The organism is Tardiphaga sp. vice304 (genome assembly GCF_007018905.1).
GTDB lineage: Bacteria > Pseudomonadota > Alphaproteobacteria > Rhizobiales > Xanthobacteraceae > Tardiphaga.
The window spans coordinates 1506070-1529319 of the sequence record NZ_CP041402.1 but is presented as its reverse complement, the minus strand read 5'-3'; the positions used below and the strand labels follow the sequence as shown (position 1 = coordinate 1529319).

General features: G+C 62.1%; 19 protein-coding genes and 1 tRNA gene. 14 read left to right on the top strand and 6 right to left on the bottom strand.

The window, feature by feature from the left end; genetic code table 11:
- The first annotated feature begins 13 nt into the window (after nucleotides 1-13).
- The gene (locus FNL56_RS28770) at nucleotides 14-169 is read left to right on the top strand and encodes a DUF4236 domain-containing protein (RefSeq protein WP_143581860.1); all 156 of its coding nucleotides are present in this window, start codon (nucleotides 14-16) and stop codon (nucleotides 167-169) included.
- A gap of 197 nt (nucleotides 170-366) precedes the next feature.
- Here the strand turns inward: FNL56_RS28770 and istB are convergent, their stop codons facing one another.
- Together istB and istA are read right to left on the bottom strand one after the other, a co-directional pair.
- Nucleotides 367-1176 (bottom strand): IS21-like element helper ATPase IstB, encoded by an 810-nt coding sequence (gene istB / locus FNL56_RS07160; protein WP_143577608.1) that lies wholly within the window; start codon nucleotides 1174-1176, stop codon nucleotides 367-369.
- Nucleotides 1173-2681, bottom strand: coding sequence for an IS21 family transposase (gene istA / locus FNL56_RS07155; protein ID WP_143581760.1), 1509 nt, complete (start codon nucleotides 2679-2681; stop codon nucleotides 1173-1175). Before istA ends, istB begins: the two co-directional genes overlap by 4 nt.
- A gap of 310 nt (nucleotides 2682-2991) precedes the next feature.
- Between istA and FNL56_RS07150 the strand changes: the two genes are divergently transcribed.
- Both FNL56_RS07150 and FNL56_RS07145 read left to right on the top strand, forming a co-directional pair.
- Nucleotides 2992-4125 (top strand): ABC-three component system protein, encoded by a 1134-nt coding sequence (locus FNL56_RS07150; RefSeq protein ID WP_246661630.1) that lies wholly within the window; start codon nucleotides 2992-2994, stop codon nucleotides 4123-4125.
- Nucleotides 4122-4631, top strand: a complete 510-nt coding sequence (locus FNL56_RS07145) for an ABC-three component system middle component 2 (protein WP_143581859.1) — start codon at nucleotides 4122-4124, stop codon at nucleotides 4629-4631. The genes FNL56_RS07150 and FNL56_RS07145 overlap by 4 nt, the downstream gene beginning before the upstream one ends.
- A 68-nt stretch (nucleotides 4632-4699) precedes the next feature.
- Here FNL56_RS07145 and FNL56_RS07140 read toward each other — a convergent pair whose 3' ends face one another.
- Nucleotides 4700-5524 (bottom strand): IS5 family transposase, encoded by an 825-nt coding sequence (locus tag FNL56_RS07140; protein WP_143577461.1) that lies wholly within the window; start codon nucleotides 5522-5524, stop codon nucleotides 4700-4702.
- Here FNL56_RS07140 and FNL56_RS07135 point away from each other — a divergent pair.
- Nucleotides 5495-7423: a hypothetical protein gene (locus FNL56_RS07135; RefSeq protein ID WP_143581858.1), complete on the top strand. Its 1929-nt coding sequence runs from the start codon at nucleotides 5495-5497 to the stop codon at nucleotides 7421-7423. The two genes, FNL56_RS07140 and FNL56_RS07135, sit on opposite strands and share 30 nt — an antisense overlap.
- 551 nt (nucleotides 7424-7974) lie before the next feature.
- Here the strand turns inward: FNL56_RS07135 and FNL56_RS07130 are convergent.
- Nucleotides 7975-8049 (bottom strand) — tRNA-Gln (locus tag FNL56_RS07130).
- 201 nt (nucleotides 8050-8250) lie between these two features.
- Here FNL56_RS07130 and FNL56_RS27600 point away from each other — a divergent pair.
- The 3 genes from FNL56_RS27600 (at nucleotide 8251) to FNL56_RS07110 (ending at nucleotide 12621) form a co-directional block, all read left to right on the top strand.
- Entirely contained in the window at nucleotides 8251-10026 is a 1776-nt protein-coding gene (locus FNL56_RS27600) for an acyl-CoA dehydrogenase (RefSeq protein WP_168202872.1), read from the top strand.
- A 34-nt stretch (nucleotides 10027-10060) separates the two neighbouring features.
- Entirely contained in the window at nucleotides 10061-10822 is a 762-nt protein-coding gene (locus FNL56_RS07115; RefSeq protein WP_143572241.1) for a crotonase/enoyl-CoA hydratase family protein, read from the top strand.
- Nucleotides 10823-10971: 149 nt separating this feature from the next.
- Entirely contained in the window at nucleotides 10972-12621 is a 1650-nt protein-coding gene (locus tag FNL56_RS07110; protein ID WP_143572240.1) for a bifunctional metallophosphatase/5'-nucleotidase, read from the top strand.
- Nucleotides 12622-12722: 101 nt separating this feature from the next.
- Here the strand turns inward: FNL56_RS07110 and FNL56_RS07105 are convergent, their stop codons facing one another.
- On the bottom strand, nucleotides 12723-14501 hold the full coding sequence (locus FNL56_RS07105) for an EAL domain-containing protein (RefSeq protein ID WP_246661628.1): 1779 nt from the start codon (nucleotides 14499-14501) through the stop codon (nucleotides 12723-12725).
- A 12-nt stretch (nucleotides 14502-14513) separates the two neighbouring features.
- Nucleotides 14514-15191, bottom strand: coding sequence for a hypothetical protein (locus FNL56_RS28245; protein ID WP_246661627.1), 678 nt, complete (start codon nucleotides 15189-15191; stop codon nucleotides 14514-14516).
- Between the two features lie 358 nt (nucleotides 15192-15549).
- On the opposite strand from FNL56_RS28245, the gene FNL56_RS07100 reads away from it, so the two are divergent.
- The 7 genes from FNL56_RS07100 (at nucleotide 15550) to FNL56_RS07070 (ending at nucleotide 23128) form a co-directional block, all read left to right on the top strand.
- Entirely contained in the window at nucleotides 15550-16476 is a 927-nt protein-coding gene (locus tag FNL56_RS07100) for a histone deacetylase family protein (protein WP_143572238.1), read from the top strand.
- A gap of 61 nt (nucleotides 16477-16537) precedes the next feature.
- Nucleotides 16538-16789: an exodeoxyribonuclease VII small subunit gene (locus FNL56_RS07095; protein WP_143572237.1), complete on the top strand. Its 252-nt coding sequence runs from the start codon at nucleotides 16538-16540 to the stop codon at nucleotides 16787-16789.
- Between the two features lie 69 nt (nucleotides 16790-16858).
- Nucleotides 16859-18163 (top strand): hypothetical protein, encoded by a 1305-nt coding sequence (locus tag FNL56_RS07090; RefSeq protein ID WP_143572236.1) that lies wholly within the window; start codon nucleotides 16859-16861, stop codon nucleotides 18161-18163.
- A gap of 354 nt (nucleotides 18164-18517) precedes the next feature.
- Entirely contained in the window at nucleotides 18518-20443 is a 1926-nt protein-coding gene (gene dxs / locus FNL56_RS07085) for a 1-deoxy-D-xylulose-5-phosphate synthase (RefSeq protein WP_143572235.1), read from the top strand.
- A 147-nt stretch (nucleotides 20444-20590) separates the two neighbouring features.
- Nucleotides 20591-21145 (top strand): nucleoside 2-deoxyribosyltransferase, encoded by a 555-nt coding sequence (locus FNL56_RS07080; RefSeq protein ID WP_143572234.1) that lies wholly within the window; start codon nucleotides 20591-20593, stop codon nucleotides 21143-21145.
- On the top strand, nucleotides 21142-21897 hold the full coding sequence (locus FNL56_RS07075; RefSeq protein ID WP_143577662.1) for a TlyA family RNA methyltransferase: 756 nt from the start codon (nucleotides 21142-21144) through the stop codon (nucleotides 21895-21897). The genes FNL56_RS07080 and FNL56_RS07075 overlap by 4 nt, the downstream gene beginning before the upstream one ends.
- Nucleotides 21890-23128, top strand: coding sequence for a class I SAM-dependent RNA methyltransferase (locus tag FNL56_RS07070; RefSeq protein ID WP_143577661.1), 1239 nt, complete (start codon nucleotides 21890-21892; stop codon nucleotides 23126-23128). Before FNL56_RS07075 ends, FNL56_RS07070 begins: the two co-directional genes overlap by 8 nt.
- Nucleotides 23129-23250 lie beyond the last annotated feature (122 nt).

Sequence of the window (23250 nt, the reverse complement as noted above, 5' to 3'; positions counted from 1 at the left end):
AGGGGAGACGGGAATGGGGCTGCGGTTTAGAAAATCGATAAGGCTGATGCCTGGGGTTCGCGTCAACTTCAGCTTGACGAGCGCCAGCATTTCGATCGGTGCTCCCGGCTCCACGTACGGCGACCAGATGGGCAAGGACAATATGCTCTCGATCGATTACTCGGCCTAGTCCGCACGGTGACGATCGTGCCGTCAAGGCTCGGTCGCTACCGTCCTGCGTCGTCCGGTGTAGCGCGTCAATCTGGATGGGAAGCGCGACAATCAGGATGGCAATTTAGCGGTCGCGGCGTGGGGATGATTGTCGCGGCCTGACGATAACGCAAGTGATAATTGCGTGTCGTGGAGTTGATTGTCGTGGAGCGACAATCAGGATGACGCTTTGATTGTCGCGCGCGTTGGCGGCCTTCCGGCTCCGCGGGCTTTGTCGACAGCCTCTTTTCGGCGATAGCTGTCGACATTCATTTCGAGGATCGTGGCGTGGTGGACGAGGCGGTCGATCGCCGCCAGCGTCATGGCTTGGTCCGGGAAGATTTTTCCCCATTCACCGAATGGCTGATTGGCGGTGATGAGCATTGAGCGGCGTTCGTAGCGGGCGCTGATCAGTTCGAACAGAACGCTGGTCTCGGCTTGATCTTTGGTCACATAGGCAAGATCGTCGAGGATCAGCAGGTGATATTTGTCGAGCTTGGCGATCGCCGCTTCGAGCGTGAGGTCGCGGCGCGCGATCTGGAGTTTTTGCACGAGATCGGTAGTTCTGGTGAACAACACGCGCCAACCGTTTTCGATCAGGGACATGCCGAGCGCCGCTGCCAGATGCGATTTGCCGCCGCCAGGGGGACCAAAACACAACAGATTGGCGCCCTTGTCGAGCCAGGCGTCACCGGCGGCGAGAGCCTGCACCTGCGCCTTTGAGATCATCGGCACGGCATCGAAGTCGAATGCAGCGAGGGTCTTGCCCGGCGGCAGGCGGGCTTCATCCAGATGACGTTCGAAGCGACGACGGTTTCGCTCCACCATCTCCTGTTCAGCCAGGGCCGCCAGGAAGCGGGCGGCGGGCCAGCCTTCCTTATCGGCGGTTTCCGCCAGGGCGGCCCAGATCAGCTTGATGCCGGGCAGACGCAGTTCGCTGAGCAGCAATTCGACACGGGCGGCGTCGATCTTGACGGTCGCGTTCATGCGGCTTCTCCCACAGCCGCGGCAATCTGGTCGTAGATAGCGAGCGAGGGCAGCGTGACGACGACGACCGGTAGTGCCATGCCCTTCGGTCGGAAGCGTTCGATCAGCGCCTTGAGATCCGGCAGGATGCCGTCGTCGAGCGTGGCTTGCAGCACGGCACCGAGCTCCGCCTCGCAGGCCCGTTCATGTGCGAGCGCCAGAAGCCCGACCATGGCACGGCAGGCTGGTCTTTCGCCAATGCCGGCGAGCAAGGCGTCGAACGCACGGGCGTAGACGCGGCGGGGGAACAACTGGTCGCGATAGACCAGATTGAGCAGCGCCATCGGTTTGCGGCGCAGCGAATGGATGACATGGCGATAGTCGATGACGTGGCCGTGTTTGCCGTTGGGCTGGGTTCGCCCGCGTCGCAAGGTGATGATGTGCGTGGCGCCCTGGAAGCATTCGAGCCGGTCGTCATAAAGACGTACGCGCAGCCGGTGACCGATCAGGCGGGATGGGACCGAGTAAAACACCTTGCGCAACGTGAAGGCGCTGGAGGTCGTGACGTCGACGTTGACCTCCTCATAATCGGCGGTCTTGCGCACCGGCAGTTTCTTCAGCGCCGTCCGCTCCTGATCGATACGCTTGGCATTGCGCGCGTTGCCGCGGCCAACGATCTCGTCGACAAAACCCCGCCAGGCCGCAAGATCGTCGAAGTCGCGTGAGGCACGCAGCAGCAGGGCATCGGCCAGCGCTCTCTTGAGATGGCCATGCGCACTTTCGATCGAGCCGTTCTCATGCGATACGCCGGGATTGTTGCGGGTCGGCGTCATGCCGTAATGGCCGCAGAACGCCTCATAGCGCGTCGTCAAATCCTCCTTGGCATCGGCTCCGAGATTGCGGAACGCGGCCGACAGGCTGTCGCTGCGGTGCTGCTCCGGAACCCCGCCCAGCGACCACAGCGCGTTCTGCAAGCCTTCCGCCAGCGCGACAAAGCTTTCGCCACCGAGCACGACGTGGGCGTGTTCGAAGCCGGAGAAAGGCAGCCGGAAGTGATAGAGCCGGCAGTCCAGCAACTGGCCCGCAATGGTGACGCCGAGATCGGCGACCTCGGTGAAGTCCGACAACCCCATGCGACCCGGCGGATGTTCCTGACGGAAGATCACCTCCCGATCCGGCCCGTTCACCGCCCGCCATGCCCGAATGCGCCGCTCGAGCGTCCGCCGCGTTCCAGAACCCAGTTCCGGATGCCGCCGGCATAGTTCCTCGAACACGGCGATCGGCCGCAATCCGGGGGCGGCCCTCAGTATCGGCAGAACTTCGTTCTCCCAAACGTCGATGAACGGATCGGCTCGACGGCGTGCGCGGCGCGCCTTCTTCTGGGTCGGAAGTCGGGGATCCTTCTCGTATCGGTAGGCGGCGGAGGTGCTGAAACCAGCCTTTGCAGCGGCGACGGCTGGCGAATGGTTGCGACGCAAGCTCATGAAAAGCCTCATTTGTTGATCGGTGACATGCCGGCCGGCCAAAGCACTGGTCCTCTCGAAGGAGAAGCCGATGCTTTACCAGCCGCCGTTACCGCCAATGAGGCCCCTTCGGGCCGACACGCCGCTGCTGGGGTGCCTCCGGTCGGGCTACGCCCTCCCTTCGTCACCCCAGCAGCGGCGCATTCTCATCCTGATTGTCGCGGGATTCTCATCCTGATTGTCGCGCTACAGTCCGGCCGCTCAAGTCGTTACAGCAGCAATATACAAATCTTGAAAAGCGCAGCTAATTGGCTCATTAGCATTGTGTTTGCTTGAACTTAGCCGGTGGTGTAGATTCTCCAAGGGGAGAGCTTTGGCTAAAAAACCAGCAAAACAAAGCGGCGTATCAACGCCTGCACCTTTACCGATGCCAACACCTTGGCCGAGTGCAAACGCGCGCCTTCTAGGGATGGGCTTGGGACTGCCAGTTCAGCCACTGGTTCGATTGGCCCAATTTAGTGCGGCAGAGTTCGAGCGGTTTACGCTTGAATGGGCCTCGGACTATCTCGCAAAAAACGTGCCTGAGATCTGCGAAGTCCAACAGCGCGGCGGTTCTGGCGACAAGGGTCGTGATGTTATCGCATGGCATGATCCATCGAGTGTGAGTCCTCGGCGTTGGAGCATGTACCAGTGTAAGCACTATGACGCGCGATTAGGAGGCGGCGTAGCTGCCGCCGAGATAGCCAAGATTTTATATTATACTCACATAGGAGATTACTCAGCACCGCACGAGTATTATTTTGTAACCCATCAGGGTGTCACTTCGCCATTGCAGGATTTATTAGATGATCCTGATAAATTGAGAGACTTCGTAATCACAAATTGGGATCAGTATTGCGCGGACAAAATCCACAAAGGCAATGTGCCACTTGATGCAGCGCTGAATACCCATGTCGCCCAATTCGATTTTTCGATTTTTCGCGCGAAGCAGCCACAGCAAATTTTGAACGAACACGCCAAAACACGCTATCATTTGACGGTCTTTGGACTGCCGCTCATCGATCGGCCGAAGCCGCCAGCGCCCCCGTCGGCCGTAGCTCCAGCTGAAGCAGGGTATGTAAAGCAACTATATGACACCATCGGAGAGAATATCGGCGCGAGCGTATCGTCCTCAAGCGACTTCCAGCATATCGCGCCCCATAAAAACCTTTTCGAGCGCTCGCGAATAACATTTTATTGTGCCGAAGGTTTGAAAGAGCTCGCTCGTGATCAAATGGCAGATGCAGCTTTTTTTGATACACTGCTCGACGAATTCGCAGACGGCCTCTATCACAGCTACAACGCGCTCGGTCTAACAGGCTTGCAACGTTTAGCTGCCACTGTACAAGCCGCTCAGTCGCTTCAACTCGGAAGCCATGTTCTTGAGCCTCATGTGCGAGCGAATGATCGCGAAGGCATGTGTCATCAAATGGCAAACGACGATAGGCTGCGCTGGTGCGCCCCATGATCTCGCCATCCGAGCACCAACGCGGACCACGCCCTTTCAATTCTCCGCTGGAGTGTGGCCTTCGCATGCTATTCATATTGAATGCTGCTAAGGGTCATCCCGCGGATCTCCAACGGCTAGTTGGCTATGACTATCTGATCCTACACTCGGGAGACGTCGCTGACGGCCCAGAAAGTTTGCATCCGCCTGTCCCGTTTCGTGGAACGGAGCTGTTGGTAAAGCGAAATGTCATAGGCATCGGACTGAATCAAATGTTCTCGCGTGAATTATTAGTAAAATCGTTTGATATATCGGGAATACTCTACCGGTCTACAGACATGACATCAGCCTTCATCAATCTATTGAATAGCGAATACTCGAAAGCTCTGAGAGAGCGTGCTGACTGGTTGATAGGCCGATTTGGACGCCTGAGCGATACTTCGCTGTCGGCGTTCATGTCCGACAATATCGGCCGCTGGGGTGCAGAGTTTGATCGCCTTGCGGCCATCAAGGATCTGGAGCTTTAAATGCTCCAGATCAGAAAAATTGTCCTGAAAGGGCCTAAGAGTCTGACTCATAATGAATTCGTTTGATTTCAGGCTTTTGCAAGCCGTCTTATAAGGACGCGAATGTGAGCGACGAACGCCCAGGCAACGGCGCTGGCGATTGTGGTCTCGAAGTCCTTTGCCAATCTGCGGCAGCGACCGAGCCATCCGAACGTTCGTTCGACGACCCATCGGCGCGGTAGGATTTCGAAGCCCTGCTCCCTGTCGGATCGTTTTATGATTTCTATCGTCCAATTGCCGATGCGCTTCAAAGCTTGACGCAGCTTATCTCCGGCATAGCCACCATCGGCAAAAATATGGCGCAGCCACGGATAGCGATAACGTATCGAAGCAAGAACGCACGGGGCACCATCACGGTCCTGAATGCTGGCTTCGTGCACGACCAGCCCGACCAAGTTTCCTTGCGTGTCGGTGACGATGTGGCGCTTGCGGCCCTTGATTTTCTTACCTGCATCATAGCCCCGGGGGCCGCCGCTTTCCGTGGTTTTCACCGACTGGCTGTCAATCACTCCGGCCGTTGGGCTCGCCTCTCGGCCAGCCGCCTCGCGCGAGGCCATCACGAGCGTGTAGTTCAGCGACGCAAACAGTCCGCCGCGCGACCACGCGTAGAAATAGCCCTGCACCGTCGAGTAGGGCGGGAAATCCTTGGGCAACTGCCGCCATTGGCAGCCGGTCGACGCAATATACAGGATCGCATCCATCACCGTTCGCATATCTGTCGCACGCGGGCGACCGAGCGCCGAAGCAGGCGGCAGAAGCGGCTCCATCACAAACCACTCGGCATCCGTCGTATCGCTTTCATATCGCAAGCTCGCCCGCCTATAGTGTCGGCGGGTGATTTCAGTCCAGACCATCGTGCTCTCCCTCGAATCTTCGCAAATCCGAAGGAATCACAACTGGCTGAAATCACTCAGCTTCTTTTTCAGTCAGCCTCTAAGGTCGAAGATGCAATTATCATCTTTGAAGACAAATCAAATGTTCTTGCCGGCGAGTCCGACACAGGAAAAAGCTACCTTTTGCATTGCCTCGATTACATCCTGGGTGCGGAGGAGATGCGCAAGCGCATCCCAATGGCCGAACCTTATGCCCAGCTCTTTGTCGAATTCGAAAATAGTAAAGGTGACACCCTTACGCTCGAGCGAAGTCTCTCGGGCGGCGATTTGGCAGCTCATAATTGCGCGGTGGAAGACATTAAAGCAGGCGACGGGGAAAAAATCGTTGCTAGGCGGCATGGAACGAGCCGTGCCAAAGACGTAACGTCGATCATTTTTCCATTCGCAGGTGTAGATGAAGCACATTTAAGGAAGAATGATCGCGGTGAAGTGCAGCGGTTGACAATCCGCACGATGATGCCGGTTTTTCTTATAGACGAAATTTCTATCATCGCCGAAAGGTCTCCAGTAGTGGGGGAGTCGGGATTTGATGATACCCCACGCAAGCGCATGCTCGCATACATGCTTTCGGGCAAAGACGATCAGGGAATCATTGCAGCTGAAAAACGGGATATCGTTCGCGCCAAACTCAACGCGCGGCTAGGTGTCATATCGGATTTGCTGGAGCCTCTAGAAGCACGATTGGGTCAGCTTTCAGCCCCTGAGGCGGAGCAAACGCGCGATCGGGTAGATCATACAATAAGCAATTTAACGGAAACGGTTGCGTCTGGCTCGCTCGCAAGGAGGTCGCTAGACGAGGCAAGACAGGGGGCCGTGCAAACTTTACAGCGCGCGGAATCTCAGATTTTGGCGATTGAGCAGTTGATGGGCCAGTACCGCCTGTTGGACGAACGGTACCGCAGCGATCTAGAGCGCTTGGACTTTATAGCAGAGGGCGCCCATTTCTTTGACGGGCTTCAAGAAGTCCGTTGCCCTCTGTGCGATCAACCAATGAACGCGGAGCATGCTCACACTGTTGAGGAAGGTGGCGCATCAATTTACGATTCCGCGCGCGCCGAGGCAGCAAAAATTCTGGCCCACCGACTGGACCTACAGGACGCCACAGCCAGTCTAGAGGCGCGACGGGTGAACCGAAATCAAGAGAAGGGCGACAGCCTCGCTGAAATACGGCGGATCGATACACATGTCGATGAGATCCTTGCCCCTCAGCTTCGTGACGCGACTTCGCGCTTGGACACGCTGATAGCAAAACGTGTGGAGCTTGAAAGCGTCAGGAGCGATATCGATCAGGTTCAATCTCTCCGTGATATGAAGGCTGAAATAGAACGCGCATCAAAGGCATCAAGAGGAGCGAAAAAAGAGTGGGAGCCGTTGCCTTCAACAGCTCTACGCCACTTCTGCGCCGAGATCGAGGCGGTTCTCAGGGATTGGAAATGGAAGGGCGAAGGGCGAGTCGAATTTGATCAAATCAAATACGACATCGTTATTGATGGTCAAGATAGGCAGTCACACGGCAAGGGCGTCCGTGCGGTGCTATGCTCTGCATTTGCCATTGGTCTACTTAATTACTGCCATAAGAATGAGCGTCCACACCCCGGATTTGTGGTGATTGACTCTCCTTTGACGAGTTACAAAAAAGGGAAATCCGCCGGCGCGGTCGAAAAGCCGATTGATGCTGGAATGGAAGCAGCGTTTTGGCAATCGCTGACGTCAACTAAGAATGGCTGCCAAATAATTGTTATCGAGAACAAAGAGCCGCCACCCGCAGTTGCTCAAGCTGTGCATTATGAATGGTTCGCAGGTGAAAACGCTGCAGATCACGAACGCGCTGGCTTTATCCCACCAGCGTCGGACGCGTGATCAGCGAGCGCCGATCTCCTATGTTTTTGGTCGTTGCTCGTGTGCGTGCTTTCTTTCATAAACTAGCTTCATCTGCTCAAGATCACGGTGACCTTGGGACCCGATGATCAAGAGCCATCTGCTTGTGGACCCGCACGGCAGGATGAGCCGCTCATCAACCTGCCATTGACCGTGCCTAGTACATCGCATGCTTCGTGCGGCAGCCTTCGACGAAAGGCTCTTGATCTGTGCGTCAAGGGCCGGAGATTGGCCGAAACAGAGTGCCAAGGTCGTGCGGCAGTTGAAGATTGCCATTCCCAATGCGGTCCAAGCTGGAACAGAGACGCGGCGCAACGTGACTCCCGCCTCCGCACCAGGAGCGTTCGCGCCGAATCTCCGGCGCGTGTCTCTCAAAAACGGGAATTTTCGGGGTCTTGGCCGGAGACTTTTGAGAATTTGACGGTCGCGGAGCCGATTTCGCCACCCAGAGACTTTCTCTGAACACGCGAAAGCCCGCCAATTGCGGGCCTTTCTCGACTATTCCGCCGAAATGGCTGAATGCCCGGACTGCCTGGCTGGGGCGGGAGGGATCGAACCTCCGCATGGGGGAATCAAAATCCCCTGCCTTACCGCTTGGCGACGCCCCAATAGACCTGCGGGAAGCCGGCGGAAGCGGGTCTTGCGCGAATTCCCTCCGGCCACGCCGGTCTATAGAGAGACGTACCCCTTTTCAACCACCCAGCCCGGTTGTTCCAGTGGCGAATTTCGCGCGCGGGCCGTTGAGAGCGGCCCCGTTTCGTGGGAAGACGTTCTGCAACGGCTCCCACCCCCGCAAGAGAGATCCGGCCATGACCTACCGTGCCCCCATTCATGACATGCTGCTCTCGCTGAACCATGGCGCCGGCCTGCAGGCTGCCGTAAGTGCCGGGCATTACAGCGATTTTGACGGCGACCTGGCGAGCGCCGTGTTCGAGGAGGCCGGGCGCTTCGCGACCGAGGTGCTGGCCCCGCTCAACCAGATCGGCGACAAAGAAGGCGTCAAGCTGCAAAACGGCGGGGTCACCACGGCGCCGGGCTGGAAAGACGCCTATACGCGCTGGACCGCGGCCGGCTGGAACGCGGTATCCGGCCCCGAGGCGTTCGGCGGCCAGGGCCTGCCAACGGCGATCAACGCGGTCTGCTCGGAGATCTGGTCGGCAGCGAACATGTCGTTCGGCCTGTGCCCGATGCTGACGCTGAGCGCGATCGAGGCGCTGCACGCCCATGGCAGCGACGAGCTGAAAAAGATCTATCTGGAAAAGCTGGTCAGCGGCGACTGGACCGGGACCATGCAGCTGACCGAGCCGCAGGCCGGCTCCGATGTCGGTGCGCTGCGCAGCCGCGCCGAACGCGCGCCGGACGGCAGCTACCGATTGTTCGGCACCAAGATCTACATCACCTATGGCGACCACGACATGACCGACAACATCGTGCATTTCGTGCTCGCGCGGCTGCCCGATGCGCCCGCGGGCACCAAGGGCATCTCGCTGTTCCTGGTGCCGAAATTCCTCGTCAACGAAGATGGCTCGCTCGGCGAACGCAACGACATCTACCCCTCCGGCATCGAGCACAAGCTCGGCATCCACGCCTCGCCGACCTGCACCATGACGATGGGCGACAAGGATGGCGCGGTGGGCTACCTGATCGGCGAAGAAAACCGCGGCATGGCGTGCATGTTCACGATGATGAACCAGGCCCGCATCGGCGTCGGCCTCGAAGGCGTCGGCATCGCCGATCGGGCCTACCAGCAGGCTTTGGCCTTCGCGCAAGAGCGCAAGCAGGGCCGCGCGCCCGGCAGCAAGGGCCACGACATGCAGCCGATCATCGTGCAGCCCGACGTCAAGCGCATGCTGATGCAGATGCGCAGCCTGACGGCCGCGGCGCGCAGCATCTGCTACGCCACCGCCGTGGCGCTCGACGTCGCCGCCCGCAGCACCGACCCGAAGGTACGGGCCGATGCCGCGGCGCGCGGCGCGCTGCTGACGCCGGTCGCGAAAGCCTTCTCCACCGACATCGGCATCGAGGTCGCCTCGCTCGGCGTACAGGTGCATGGCGGCATGGGCTTCATCGAGGACACCGGCGCCGCGCAGCATTATCGCGACGCCCGCATCGCCACGATCTATGAGGGCACCAACGGCATCCAGGCGATCGACCTGGTGACGCGAAAGCTCGGCGTGCATGGCGGCGCCTCGGTCTGGGCGCTGCTCGACGAACTCGCCGTCATCGTGTCGCGGGTCGAGGCCTCCAACGACCCCGCGTTCGGCACTACTGGCGCGAAGCTGCGCGACGCGCTGGGGTCGCTCGATCGCACCAGCAAATGGCTGCTCGAGCGGCTGGCCGCTGCACCCTCCGACGCGCTGGCCGGCGCCACGCCCTATCTGCGGCTGTTCGGCTCGGCGGTCGGCGGCTGCATGCTGGCCAATGAGGCGATGGCGGCAAAGGAGATCGGCGGCGATCCCGCGCGCTACGTCACGCTGGCACGGTTCTTTGCCGAAAACGTCGCGGTGCAGGCAGGCTCCCTGGAGCGCACGGTGATCGACAGCGCGGAATCGGTGACCTCCGCCGACGCCGTGCTGCTGGCCTGACCCCGAGTTGCTGCAACCGACACAAGGACGCGCCATGACCGGCCACCTCATCGTTACCGACGAAGATTTCACCCGCGTCATCACGCTGCGGCGGCCGGAAAAGAAAAACGCGATCACCCACGACATGTATCGCGCGATGACGGCCGCGATCGACTCGGCGCAGAACGATCCGGCGATCCGCTGCCTGATCATCACCGGCGGCTCCGGCGTCTTCACCGCCGGCAACGACCTCGAGGATTTCGTCGCCACCGCCACCACGGAGGCCGGCCCGTTCGGTTCGTCGCCGGCGATCAAGTTCCTGTATTCGCTGGCGCACAACACCAAGCCGATCATCGCCGCAGTGGACGGCATTGCGGTCGGCATCGGCACCACGCTGCTGTTTCACTGCGACTACGTTCTGGCGTCGTCCACCGCGACCTTCTCGACGCCGTTCATCCATCTGGGCCTGGTGCCGGAAGGCGCCTCCAGCCTTTTAATGCCGCGCACGATGGGCCATCAGCGCGCTTTCGCGATGCTGGTGATGGGCCGCAAGGCGAGCGCCGAAGACGCCCGCGAGGCCGGCTTCGTCAACGTCGTGGTGGCACCCGGCCATACCGAAGCCGAAGCGCACAAGGTCGCCCGCGAAATCGTGGCCCTGCCGGTCGAAGCCGTGGCGATCTCGCGCAAACTCATCAAGCTGCCGCCGGAAGACCTGACGCGCCGCATCGACCAGGAAGGCCACCTGTTCGGCGAGCGCATGAAATCCAAGGAAGCGATGTCGGCCTTCAGGGCATTCTTCTCGCGCAAGCGGGCGTGAGAGCGGCGTTGTTTACACCGGCCTCTCCCGTCGTCCCCGCGAAAGCGGGGACCCATAACCTCCGTTGGGGGTGGTTGAAAAAGATCGCATCCGTTCTGCCGCATCATCCCTGCACGGCGTATGGGTCCGTGCGTTCGCAGGGACGACTCGTGGAGAGCGCGTGTGTAGTAGCGCTCGCAGCGTTCGCGATCAGTTCGTCAGCCGCCTTCGCTCAATCCGCCCCCGTCGACGTCACCCTGCTCGCGATCAACGATTTCCACGGCAATCTGCGGCCGGCGCCCGGCGGCATCGTGATCGACGATCCCGCCGACAAGACGAAGAAGATCACCGTGCCGGCCGGCGGCGCCGAGCACATGGCGACGCTGGTCAAGCAATTGCGCGCCGGCAAGAAGAACTCGGTATTCGTCGCCGCCGGCGACCTGATCGGCGCCAGCCCGTTCCTCTCGGCGATGTTTCACGACGAGCCGACCATCGAGGCGCTGTCGATGATGGGGCTGGAGATCGCCTCGGTCGGCAACCACGAATTCGACGAAGGCCGCGCCGAGTTGCTGCGCATGCAGAATGGCGGCTGCCATCCGGTCGACGGCTGCCGTGGTCCGCATCCCTTCATGGGCGCGACGTTTCGCTATCTCGCGGCCAGCACCATCGAGACCGCGACCGGACGGACGCTGTTGCCGCCCTATGAGATCAAGATTTTCGACGGCATCCCGGTCGGCTTCATCGGGCTGACGCTGAAAGCCACGCCGACGCTGGTGTCGCCGCCCGGCGTTGCCGGACTGGAATTCCGCGACGAGGCGGACACCGTCAACGCGCTGGTGCCGGAGCTGAAGGCGCGCGGCGTCGCGGCGATCGTGGTGCTGATTCACGAAGGCGGTTATCCGACCGGCGACTACAATGAATGCCCGGGCATCTCCGGGCCGATCGTCGATATCGTCAGGAAGTTCGATCGCGCCGTCGATGTCGTGATAAGCGGCCATACCCACCGCGCCTATACCTGCGAGATCGACGGCCGCCTCGTCACCTCCGGCGACAAATACGGCACCGTCGTCACCGCGATCGACCTCAAGCTCGACCGCGCGACCGGCGACGTGGTCAGCGCCAAGGCCAATAACCTCATCGTGCACACCACGGCCTACGCGGCCGATCCCTCCCAGACCGCTTTGCTCGCAGCCTATGACAAGGTCGCCGCGCCGATCGCGGCGCGGCCGGCCGGATCGCTGACCGAAACGCTGACGCGCGTGCCGGACATGACCACCGGCGAAAGCCCGCTCGGCGATATCATCGCGGATGCCCATCTGGCGGCGACGAAGGCGGCCGGCGCGGTGATCGCCTTCACCAATCCCGGCGGCATTCGCGCCGACATCCTCCGCCGCGCGGACGGCGCGGTGAGCTACGGCGACGTGTTCGCGGCACAACCGTTCCGCAACCAGCTTGTCACGCTGACGCTGACAGGCGCGCAGATCAAGGCCGCGCTGGAACAGCAGTGGCTCGACCCGAAACGGCCACGAATCCTGCAGGTATCGATCGGGTTCTCCTACGTCTGGAACGCCGCCGCCGACACCGGGCACCGCGTGCTGCCGGATCGCATGATGCTAAACGGCCAGCGCATCGATCCCGCTGCGTCGTACCGCGTCACCATCAACCAGTTCCTGTCGGTCGGCGGCGACGGGTTCACGGCGCTGCAAGGCGGCACTGCGCCGGAGGTCGGCGTCTACGACGTCGATGCGCTCTATGCCTATTTCGGCGCGAACAGTCCGGTCGGTCCGCCGGCACCAGGACGGATTGGGCGGGTGCCGTAGCCCGGATGACAATCCGGGGGCGGCCTGTCCACGCGGGCGACTTTCCCGGATTGCGTCGCCGCGCCGCGAGCGGCACGGCAACTTCATCCGAGCTACGAATTTTACGCCACGTCGCGCCGGGCTTCGCGCCGTGTCCCAACGAAATCGGCCCGAATATCGAATGGCTCCGGCTTGCCGATCGCACAGCCTTGCGCATAGTCAACATCGAGTTCGCGCATCGCCTCTAGGATCTCCTGGCTCTCGACGAATTCCGCGATGGTGCGCTTGCCCATCACCTTGCCGATATGGCTGATCATCTCGACTATCGCGCGGTCGATCCGATCGACAAGCATATCCTTGACGAAGCCGCCGTCGATCTTGAGATAGTTCACCGGCAGATGCTTGAGATAGGCAAAGGACGACATGCCGCTTCCGAAATCGTCGAGCGAGAAGCGGCAGCCCAGCTGCTGCAGCGCGTGGATGAAGTGGTGCGCGTCCGCGAGATTGGCGATCGCGCTGGTCTCAGTGATCTCGAAGCAGATGATCGTGGGCGGAATCGAAAAGTAATCGAGCTGTTCACGCACGTAATCGAGGAAGCCCTCATCCCGGAACGTCGAGCCCGACAGGTTGATGGCGCAGGTTTCGATCGGCGTCGATGAGCACCCGGCGAACCGCGCCGCCAGAATAGCGAAGGCATTGCGGATCACCCAGCGGTCGATCAGGGGCATCAGGCCGTAGCGCTCCGCCGCGGGAATGAACTGACCCGGCGCCACCAGTTGACCTGTCTCGTCGCGCAGCCGGAGCAACACCTCGATATGCAAGCCCTGGTTCTCGGCTTCCTGCAGCGCGATGATCTTCTGCGCGTACAGGCAGAAGCGGTCCTCGTCGAGCGCCTCGTGAATCCGTTGCACCCAGGTCATCTCGCCGAAACGCTGCATCAGATCGGAATCGCTCGCGTGATGTAGCTGGACGCGGTTGCGGCCCTTTTCTTTCGCCAGGTAGCAGGCGACGTCGGCGGCCCGCAGCGCCTCGACCAGGGTTTCGTGCTCGGACAGGCACACCAGCCCGATGCTGACGGCGACGTTGAAGGCGCGTCCGTTCCACACGAAGTTCAGTTCCTCCACGGTATGGCGCAGCCGTTCGGCGGTGCTCATCGCGCGCTGCGCGTCGCTGTTCTGCAGCAGCACGGCAAACTCGTCGCCGCCCAGCCGCGCCACCAGATCGCCTTCGCGCAGATGCTTTTCCAGCACCCCGGAGACCTGCCGCAGCAACTGGTCGCCGGCGGCGTGACCGCAGGTATCGTTGACGACCTTGAACTGATCGAGATCGAGGAACATCAGCGCGTGCGGTCGCACCGCCGGATCGACCCGCGGCAACGCCATTTCGAGCTGGCGCTCGAACTCGCGGCGATTGGCCAGGCCGGTCAGCGCATCGTGCGAGGCCTGGAAGGCCAGCCGAGACAGATACTCCTGCTCGATAGTCATATCGTGCAGCACCAATACGGCGCCTGCCGTCCGCCCGTTGCATTGCAGTGGCGTGCCACCCCACGAGACGGGCAACGAGCTGCCATCGCGACGTATCAGCAGTTGCGGATGCCCGGCAGGCGTACTGGTGTTGCCTTCCAGGACTTTCGCGATTGTCGTCTGGCTGTCTTCGCCGCCATCTTGCTGCTTGTCGTGCATCCTGGCCTGGCTGACGATTTGGAACAGCGACGACAGTTGCCGGCCTCGCGCATGGTCCACATCGGTCGCCATCAGCCGCTCGGCGGCCGGATTCATATATTCGACGCAGCTACGCGCATCGATCGAGATCACGGCCTCGCCGATCGACGACAGCGTAATCTCGGCCCGCTCCTTTTCGGTCTTCAGCGCCAGTTCGGATCCGAGCCGCTGGATCAGCAAATAGCGGGCGCGCTAGGTTCCGAGCAGGATCAGCAGTGCTGCGGTCAGCAGGTTGACAATCAGCAGCAGCCTCTGGATCGCACGCGATCCCACGCCGAGCCGTTCCGAGAACGCCACGGCCAGCGGCGTCGCCCTTTCACTGATACTGTCGATCTGTGATCTGCGACTGGCCAGCCATATCGGTCCGACTCGCCCGGCCTGCCGATCCCGATGGATCGAATCGGCAGTATCCACGAGTTTCTGGATGACCGCAGCGGTGTCACGCCAGCTTTGGATCGCCGGGGCGAGATAGCTGGTGTCGCTGAAGCGACGGAACAGCCAGATCATGCCAGGAATGTCCTCGGCATGGTTGCCGCCCTGCAACAAGCCCTGAAAGGCGAGCTTGGGATCGGGTACCGGCTGCTCCAGCGCAAGGCGTGCGTTGCGCCCCCCGAGCGGAACCGCGATGGCCGATTGATAGCGACGATAGTAGTTGTCTTCTCCGGTCTCGGCATAACGGCTGAGCGAATAGATCGCATCAGCCTGTGCCTTCGACCACAGGCTTTCACCGACCACATAGGCGCGGACCGACGACAACGTCTCCATGCTGATGCCCGCAACAAACGCCTGGAACAGCACGATTACCGTGAACAGCCACACTGTTCGAAAGAGGCCGGGCGGGGCCCTGAGTGTTCTCCATAGCTGCAACATCGTCGTTCGGTACCTGGTGGTGTCGGCACCGTCCGAGAGGCGGAGCTTCGGCAGGATTTCACGTCTCGATCGCAAACGCGTTTAACGAGGCTTCATTTTCGCGTTTCTGTGATATCGCGCTGAATGTAGAATGAAGAACCACATTACGGCCGTTGATGTGCCGAGTGACTATGCTGACCGCGGTCCCCCTGCCGTGAATAGAACGGCATATCCGCTTGACGCGCGGGACGCGGACGCTTTTTCTGAAAAGGGTCAGGGAAGACCACCCCCCCTTGCGTTGCCACCCTTTCGGAACCCGCCAATACCAATTAGGCTGAGACGCAGCCCCATCAGCGCATCCCGCGCCCGGATTTTCCGAATGACACTCCTGCTCTCGCACCTTGCATGTCTCGATCACGAGACGCCGCCCGGCCATCCCGAACGCCCCGACCGGCTGCGCGCCGTGGCCACCGTGCTGGGCGAGGCACGCTTCGAGAGGCTGGTGCGCGGCGAAGCCCCGATCGGCGATCTCGACACTGTCACGCTGTGCCATGATGGCCATTACGTCGATGAATTGCGCCACATGGCCCCCGCCAGCGGCCTGGTCTATATCGACGGCGACACCTCGATGTCGCCGGGCACCTGGGAAGCCGTGATGCGCGGCGTCGGCGGTGCGGTCGCAGCGACAGACGCTGTGATGAAGGGCGAGACCGCCAACGCCTTTGTCGCCACGCGGCCGCCCGGCCATCACGCCGAAATCAACAAGCCGATGGGCTTCTGCTTTTTCGATAATGCTGCGATTGCGGCCCGTTATGCCCAGCGGACCTACGGCATCGCGCGCGCCGCGGTGGTCGATTTCGACGTCCATCATGGCAACGGCACCCAGGACATCTTCTGGGCGGACCCCACAGTGATGTATTGCTCGACGCACCAGATGCCGCTGTTTCCGGGTACCGGGGCCGCCGGCGAGCGCGGCGAGCACGACACCGTCGTGAATGCGCCGCTGCATGACGGCGACGGCGGCGCCAGGTTTCGCGCCGCGTTCGAGAACCTGATCCTGCCGCAGTTGCAGAAATTCTCGCCGGAACTGATCGTCATCTCCGCCGGCTTCGACGCGCATAAACGCGATCCGCTCGCCTCGCTGAACCTCGACGCCGAGGATTTTGCGTGGGTGACGCAGCGGTTGATGGACGTGGCCGACAAGTCCGCCGGGGGCCGGATTGTCTCGGTGCTGGAGGGCGGTTATGATTTGCTGGGCCTCAAGGAATCGGTGGCGGCCCATGTCACCGCGCTGATGGGCGCGTAACCGGCACCACATCGGCTGACCTCCCCCTTCGAATGGCGCGTGAAGCGCCCAGGAATGCGATATGGCTGAACCGACCCATGCCGATGTCAGGAAATTGACGTTCGAGCGCGCCATCGAGGAGCTCGAAACCATCGTCAAGCGGCTCGAGGACGGCAAGGTGCCGCTGGAGGAATCCGTGGCCATCTATGAACGCGGCGAAGCCCTGAAGCGCCGCTGCGATGAGCTGTTGCGGCAGGCCGAGGCCCGGGTGGACAAGATCACCACGGATTCCAGCGGTCAGGTGACCGGCACCGAGCCGCTCGACGTCCAGTAACGCGCCGATTTAACGCTTGGTGCACCCTTCGGGCTGCTATAGTCCTGACGTCAGACCCGGGGTACCAGTGTGCGCGTCGATCACCGTCATGTCATCTATGTGCAGGGGTACGACCCGCGGGGCCTCTCGCAATATTACCGTATGTTTCGCACCGAACTGCGCAAGTTCGGGCATTTATACGACCTCGCCACCACGGTCAGCCGGCCGAATCGGCCGCCGGACGGCGAATTCGCTGCCGAATCCGCGTCCTGGTGCATCGAGACCACCGGCCAGGGCTGGCATACCCGTACCGATTACGAGTTCCTGCGCTGGGAAGACCTGATTCAGCGCGATCTCGCCTGGCCGGTCTGGAAGACGCTGGCCTATGCGATCGCGATCTACTGGCGGCTGGTTTTTTCCGGCACAATGGGCCGCTTCTGGGCGGCGCATTGGCGGTTCGCCACCTTCATCTCCTATCCCCACATCCTGCTGCTCAACGAGGCGATCTGGTGTGCCGCGGTGGCCTGGGGCTTCGGCTGGGGGCTGCAATGGCTGGGAATCCACAGTTTCCTCGCCGCAATGGCGGCCACAGCGCTGTTCGTCGCCGCGCTCGGTACGCTGCTAAAGGCCACCGAGCAGCGCAGCTACCTGCTCTATCTGATGTCCGACACCATCTTCACCTGGCAGTTCTCGCACGGCCAGCGGCCGGAGTGGGACGCCCGCATCGACCGCTTCGCGCAGCATCTGGTCGAGGTCGCCCAATCGAGCGCGGCGCAGGAGATCGTGCTGGTCGGACATTCCTCCGGTTCATTTCTTGGCTCTGAAATCCTTGCCCGCGCGCTCGAGCTGGATCCCGATCTCGGCCGCCACGGCCCCCGAATTGTGCTGCTGACGCTGGGCGGCAACATGCCGATCGTCGGTTTCCATGCCGCCGCGACCGGCTTCCGCGACCATCTGCGCCTGCTGGCGACGGAACCCTCTATCGAGTGGATCGACGTGCAATCGCGTAAGGACGTGATGAACTTCTTCCCGTTCGATCCGGTCACCGGTCACCGCATCGACGCCGGGCCGAACCGCCGGAACCCGACCATCGTGCCGGTCCGGTTCCGCGAGATTGTCCAGCCAGACCACTACAACCGGTTCCGCTGGAAGTTCTTCCGGGTTCATTTCCAGTTCGTGATGGCCAATGAGCGGCCCCATACCTATGATTTCTACATGATCGTCTGCGGCCCGGTGTTGCTGACGGAGCGCTTCAGCCAGCCGGAGGCGGCGCTTGCACTGGTCACGGGCGCCCCGTCGACGCGGCGGAGCGCCTGGGACCAGCTGGGTCTGGACGCCGAAGCGAGGCCTGACTTTCCCGTCCGGCGGAACACCGAGGCCTGCCGGCATGGTTGAGCGCGCAGTGTTGCGCAATTGCCCACATTAGGTGCTGCGCTGCCGAAACAACCCGCGCGGCAGTTGGCTTTAGCCGTCGCTTTGGTGTAAAGGGACTGGGACTATGCGCTGGCGCTCGCGCTTCGATGCCGGCCATTAACGTTGATAAGCGCTTCATTCATCTGGCAAAAATGTTCAGACGGAGGGGGCCGCCAAGCGTGATAGATATCACAGTGAAACTACGGGGCCCATTACAAGGCCTCGAAACAGGCTTCCCGGTTCCGGAAGCTGCGAATGTCCCGACGATGGCTGCGCGAACCGCCGGCCGTCCCGGATGCCAGGCGCAGTCCCGGACGTGTAAAATTGGATAGTACCGTGACCGATTTTAGTAAGACACCGTTGCTCGACACCATCAAGACGCCGGAAGATCTCCGCAAGCTGAAGGTCGAGCAGGTTCGACAGGTCGCCGACGAACTTCGTCAGGAGACCATCGACGCGGTGTCAGTTACCGGCGGCCACTTCGGCGCAGGGCTCGGCGTCGTCGAATTGACGACCGCTTTGCACTACGTCTTCGATACGCCGCGCGACCGGCTGATCTGGGACGTCGGCCACCAGGCCTATCCGCACAAGATTCTGACCGGTCGCCGCGATCGCATTCGCACGCTGCGCACCCCCGGCGGCCTGTCCGGCTTCACCAAGCGCAGCGAGAGCGACTACGACCCGTTCGGCGCGGCGCATTCCTCGACCTCGATTTCCGCCGGCCTCGGCATGGCAGTTGCCCGTGACCTGTCCGGCGGCAAGAACAATGTTATCGCCGTGATCGGTGACGGCGCGATGTCAGCCGGCATGGCCTATGAGGCGATGAACAACGCCGGCGCGATGAATTCCCGCCTGATCGTCATCCTCAACGACAATGATATGTCGATCGCCCCGCCGGTCGGCGCGATGTCGGCCTATCTGTCGCGGATGTATTCCGGCAAGACCTACCGCTCGCTGCGCGATGCCGCCAAGCAGCTCGGCAAGCATCTGCCGAAGGTAATCGCCGACCGCGCCGAGCGGGTCGAGGAATATTCCCGCGCCTTCATGGCCGGCGGCGGTACGCTGTTCGAGGAACTCGGCTTCTACTATGTCGGTCCGATCGACGGCCACAACCTCGACCATTTGCTGCCGGTGCTGCAGAACGTCCGCGACATGGGGACCGGTCCGATTCTGGTCCACGTCGTCACGCAAAAAGGCAAGGGCTACGGCCCGGCCGAGGCCGCCGCCGACAAATATCATGCGGTGGTCAAGTTCGACATCGCCACCGGCGCGCAGTCCAAATCCAAGCCGAATGCGCCGTCCTATCAGAACGTGTTCGGCGCCTCGCTGGTCAAGGAAGCCGAAAAGGACGACAAGATCGTCGCCATCACTGCGGCGATGCCGTCGGGTACCGGCGTCGACATCTTCAACAAGGCCTTCCCGGACCGCACCTTCGACGTCGGCATCGCCGAGCAGCATGCGGTCACCTTCGCCGCCGGTCTGGCCACCGAAGGCTACAAGCCGTTCGTCGCGATCTACTCGACCTTCCTGCAGCGCGGCTACGACCAGATCGTCCATGACGTGGCGATCCAGAACCTGCCGGTGCGCTTCGCCATCGATCGCGCCGGTCTGGTCGGCGCCGACGGCGCGACCCATGCCGGCTCGTTCGACAACGCCTATCTGGGTTGCCTGCCGAACATGGTGATCATGGCCGCTGCCGACGAGGCCGAACTGGTCCACATGGTCGCCACCCAGGTCGCCATCAACGACGCGCCAAGCGCGCTGCGCTATCCCCGCGGCGAAGGACGCGGCATCGAGATGCCGGAAGTCGGCGTCGCGCTCGAAATCGGCAAGGGCCGCATCATCCGCGAGGGCAGCAAGATCGCGCTTCTGTCGTTCGGCACCCGTCTCGCCGAATGCGAGAAGGCCGCCGACGAACTCGCCGCCCATGGCCTGTCCACCACGATCGCCGATGCGCGCTTCATGAAGCCGCTCGACCAGGACATGATCCTCAAACTGGCGCTCGACCACGAGATCTTGCTGACCATCGAAGAAGGTTCGATCGGCGGTTTCGGCAGCCACGTGATGCAGTTGCTGGCCGAACACGGCATGCTCGATGGCAACGTACGGATGCGCTCATTGGTGCTGCCCGACACTTTCCAGGACCATGATTCGCCGGCCGCGATGTACGGTCGCGCCGGTCTCGATGCCAAGGGTATCGTCCGGAAGGTGTTCGAGACCCTCGGCAAGGATTTCACCGCCGAGACGGTGAAGCTGGCGTAAGAAAGATACTGTCGTTCCGGGGCGCGAGAGCGAAGCTCGAGCAAACCCGGAACCCCGAGATGGGACGATGAACATCTCGGGATTCCGGGCCTGCGCCATCCGGCTTCGCCGTCTGTCACATCCCGGAATGACAGTGAGGCGTTCTTCATGAAAATCTATCTGGCAGGCCCCGATGTCTTCCTGCCCGACGCCATCGACATCGGCCGCCGCAAGGTCGATCTCTGCCGGCACTACGGCGTCACCGGCCTCTACCCGCTCGACAACAGCGTCGATCTCGCGGCGCCCGACGCCTCGCTCCAGATTTTCCGCGGCAACGAGGCCATGATGAACCAGGCCGACGCGATCATCGCCAACCTCACCCCGTTCCGCGGCCCCGGCGCCGATGCCGGCACGGTGTATGAACTCGGCTATATGGCCGGCCGCGGCAAAAACTGCTTCGCCTATTGCAACGATCCCGCTTTGTATGTCGATCGCGTACGACGGCTGACGGATGTCACCGCGCAGCATGGCCGCCTCGTGGACGCCGACGGACTGACCGTGGAAGACTTCGGCCACACCGACAATCTGATGATGATTCATGCGCTCGAATTGCATGGCGCACCAATGGTGCTGCCGCGCCAGACGCCGGCCGATCGCTGGCATGACCTTGCCGGCTTCGAGGACTGCCTGCGCCTCGCCACCAGCACGAAGCTCCAAGCATGACGAGGCGCCCGATCAACCAGCCGACCGCGCGAAAACGCGCCGACATGCTGCTGGTCGACCGCGGACTGTTCGAAAGCCGCGCCCGCGCGCAGGCGGCCATCGAGGCCGGCCTGGTCTTCGCCGACGACAAGCTCGTCGCAAAAGCCTCGGAGAGCATTGCCGAAGACGCGGTGATCCAGGCCGAGCCGGCGCATCCCTTCGTGTCGCGCGGCGGCGTCAAACTGTCCGGCGCGCTGGAGCGTTACCCGATCGAGATCGAGGACCATGTCTGCCTCGACGTCGGCGCGTCTACCGGCGGCTTCACCGAAGTGATGCTGGCCAACGGTGCCAGCCTTGTCTTCGCCATCGATGTCGGCCGCAGCCAGTTGCATCCGTCATTGCATGGCCATCCGAAGATCGTCTCATTGGAAGAGACCGACATCCGCGCCTACGAAAACAAGCGCCTACCGGCGCGGCCGGACGTGGTAGTGATCGACGTCAGCTTCATCTCGCTGAAGGCGGTACTGCCGGTGGCGCTGCAGCTTTCGGCCTCGCCGATGCACCTCCTGGCGTTGATCAAGCCGCAATTCGAAGCGCCCGGCAAACACGGCAAGCGCGGCATCATCAAGGACGCTGCCGTCCACCAGGCGGTGTGCGACGACATCGCTTCATTCGCGGCGACACAAGGCTGTACCGACATTGACATCTTCCCCTCCTCCATCGCTGGCGGCGACGGCAATCTCGAATTCTTCCTCGGCGCCCGCCGTGGGTGAACGCCTGACCATCGACCATGTCGGACAGCGCGGCGACGGCGTCGCCTACGTCGAGGGCGCAACGGTGTTCGTGCCGTATACGCTGGCCGGCGAGATCGTCGAGGCGAGCGCCGTCCCCGGCCATGCCGAGCGCCGCAAGTTCGAACATGTCGAGACCGCCAGCGCCGAGCGGATCGAGCCGTTCTGTCCCTATTTCGGCCGCTGCGGCGGCTGCGCCATCCAGCATTGGCAGCCCGCCCCCTATCAGGCCTGGAAGCGCCAGATCGTGGTCGACACGCTGGCGCATGCCCGCATCGAGTGCCCGGTCGATCCGATCATCGACGCCCACGGTGCCGGCCGCCGCCGCATCACCGCGCATGCCCGCCGCGGCGGCGACAACGAGATCCGCACCGGCTTTTCCGCCGCCGCCAGCCACGCCATCATTGCGATCGAACACTGCCCGATCCTCGATCCCGGCCTGAACGGCGCACTCGACGTCGCCCGCGCGGTGGCGCTGCTGCTGAAGCCGACCGACAAGCCGCTCGACATCCAGATCACCGCGGCCAGCAACGGCCTCGACGTCGATGTCCGCGGCACCGGCCCGCTGCCGACGCCGCTGATCGCCAAACTCTCGCAACTTGCCGAGCACTTCAAGCTGGCGCGCCTCACGCGCCACGGCGAACTGGTGCTGATGCGAACGACGCCGATGATCACGGTCGGCAAGGCGCAGGTCGTGTTGCCGCCTGGCTCGTTCCTGCAGGCGACGGCGGCCGGCGAGGAAGTTCTGGCCGAGCTGGTCATGAAGGCCTGCAAGGGCTCGAAGACGATCGTCGATCTGTTCTGCGGCGTCGGCCCGTTCGCGCTGCGGCTTGCCGCGAAGTCGCGCGTCATGGCCTATGATTCCGACGAAGGCGCGATCCTGTCGCTGCAACAGGCGGTGAAGGAAACTTCCGGCCTCAAGCCGATCACCGCTCTGGTGCGCGACCTCTATCACCGCCCGCTGGTGGCGCAGGAGCTCCGCGATGTCGGTTGCGTCGTGTTCGATCCGCCGCGCCAGGGCGCGCAGGGACAGGCCGAGAAGCTGGCCGCGAGCAAGGTCAGGACCGTGGTGTCGGTGTCCTGTAACGTGCAGAGCTTTGTACGCGACGCGAAAATCCTGATCGACGGCGGCTACAAGATCGACAGCGTCACGCCGGTCGATCAGTTCCGTCATACGCCGCATGTCGAGCTCGTGGCGCGGTTCAGGCGGTAGATGCTCGTAGGGTGGGCAAAGCCGCGGCGCGCAACGCGCGGCGCGGCGTGCCCACCATTTGGCGGTTGGGTGGTGGGCACGGCGCAAGGGCGCCTTTGCCCACCCTACGATCGCCGCGCGCA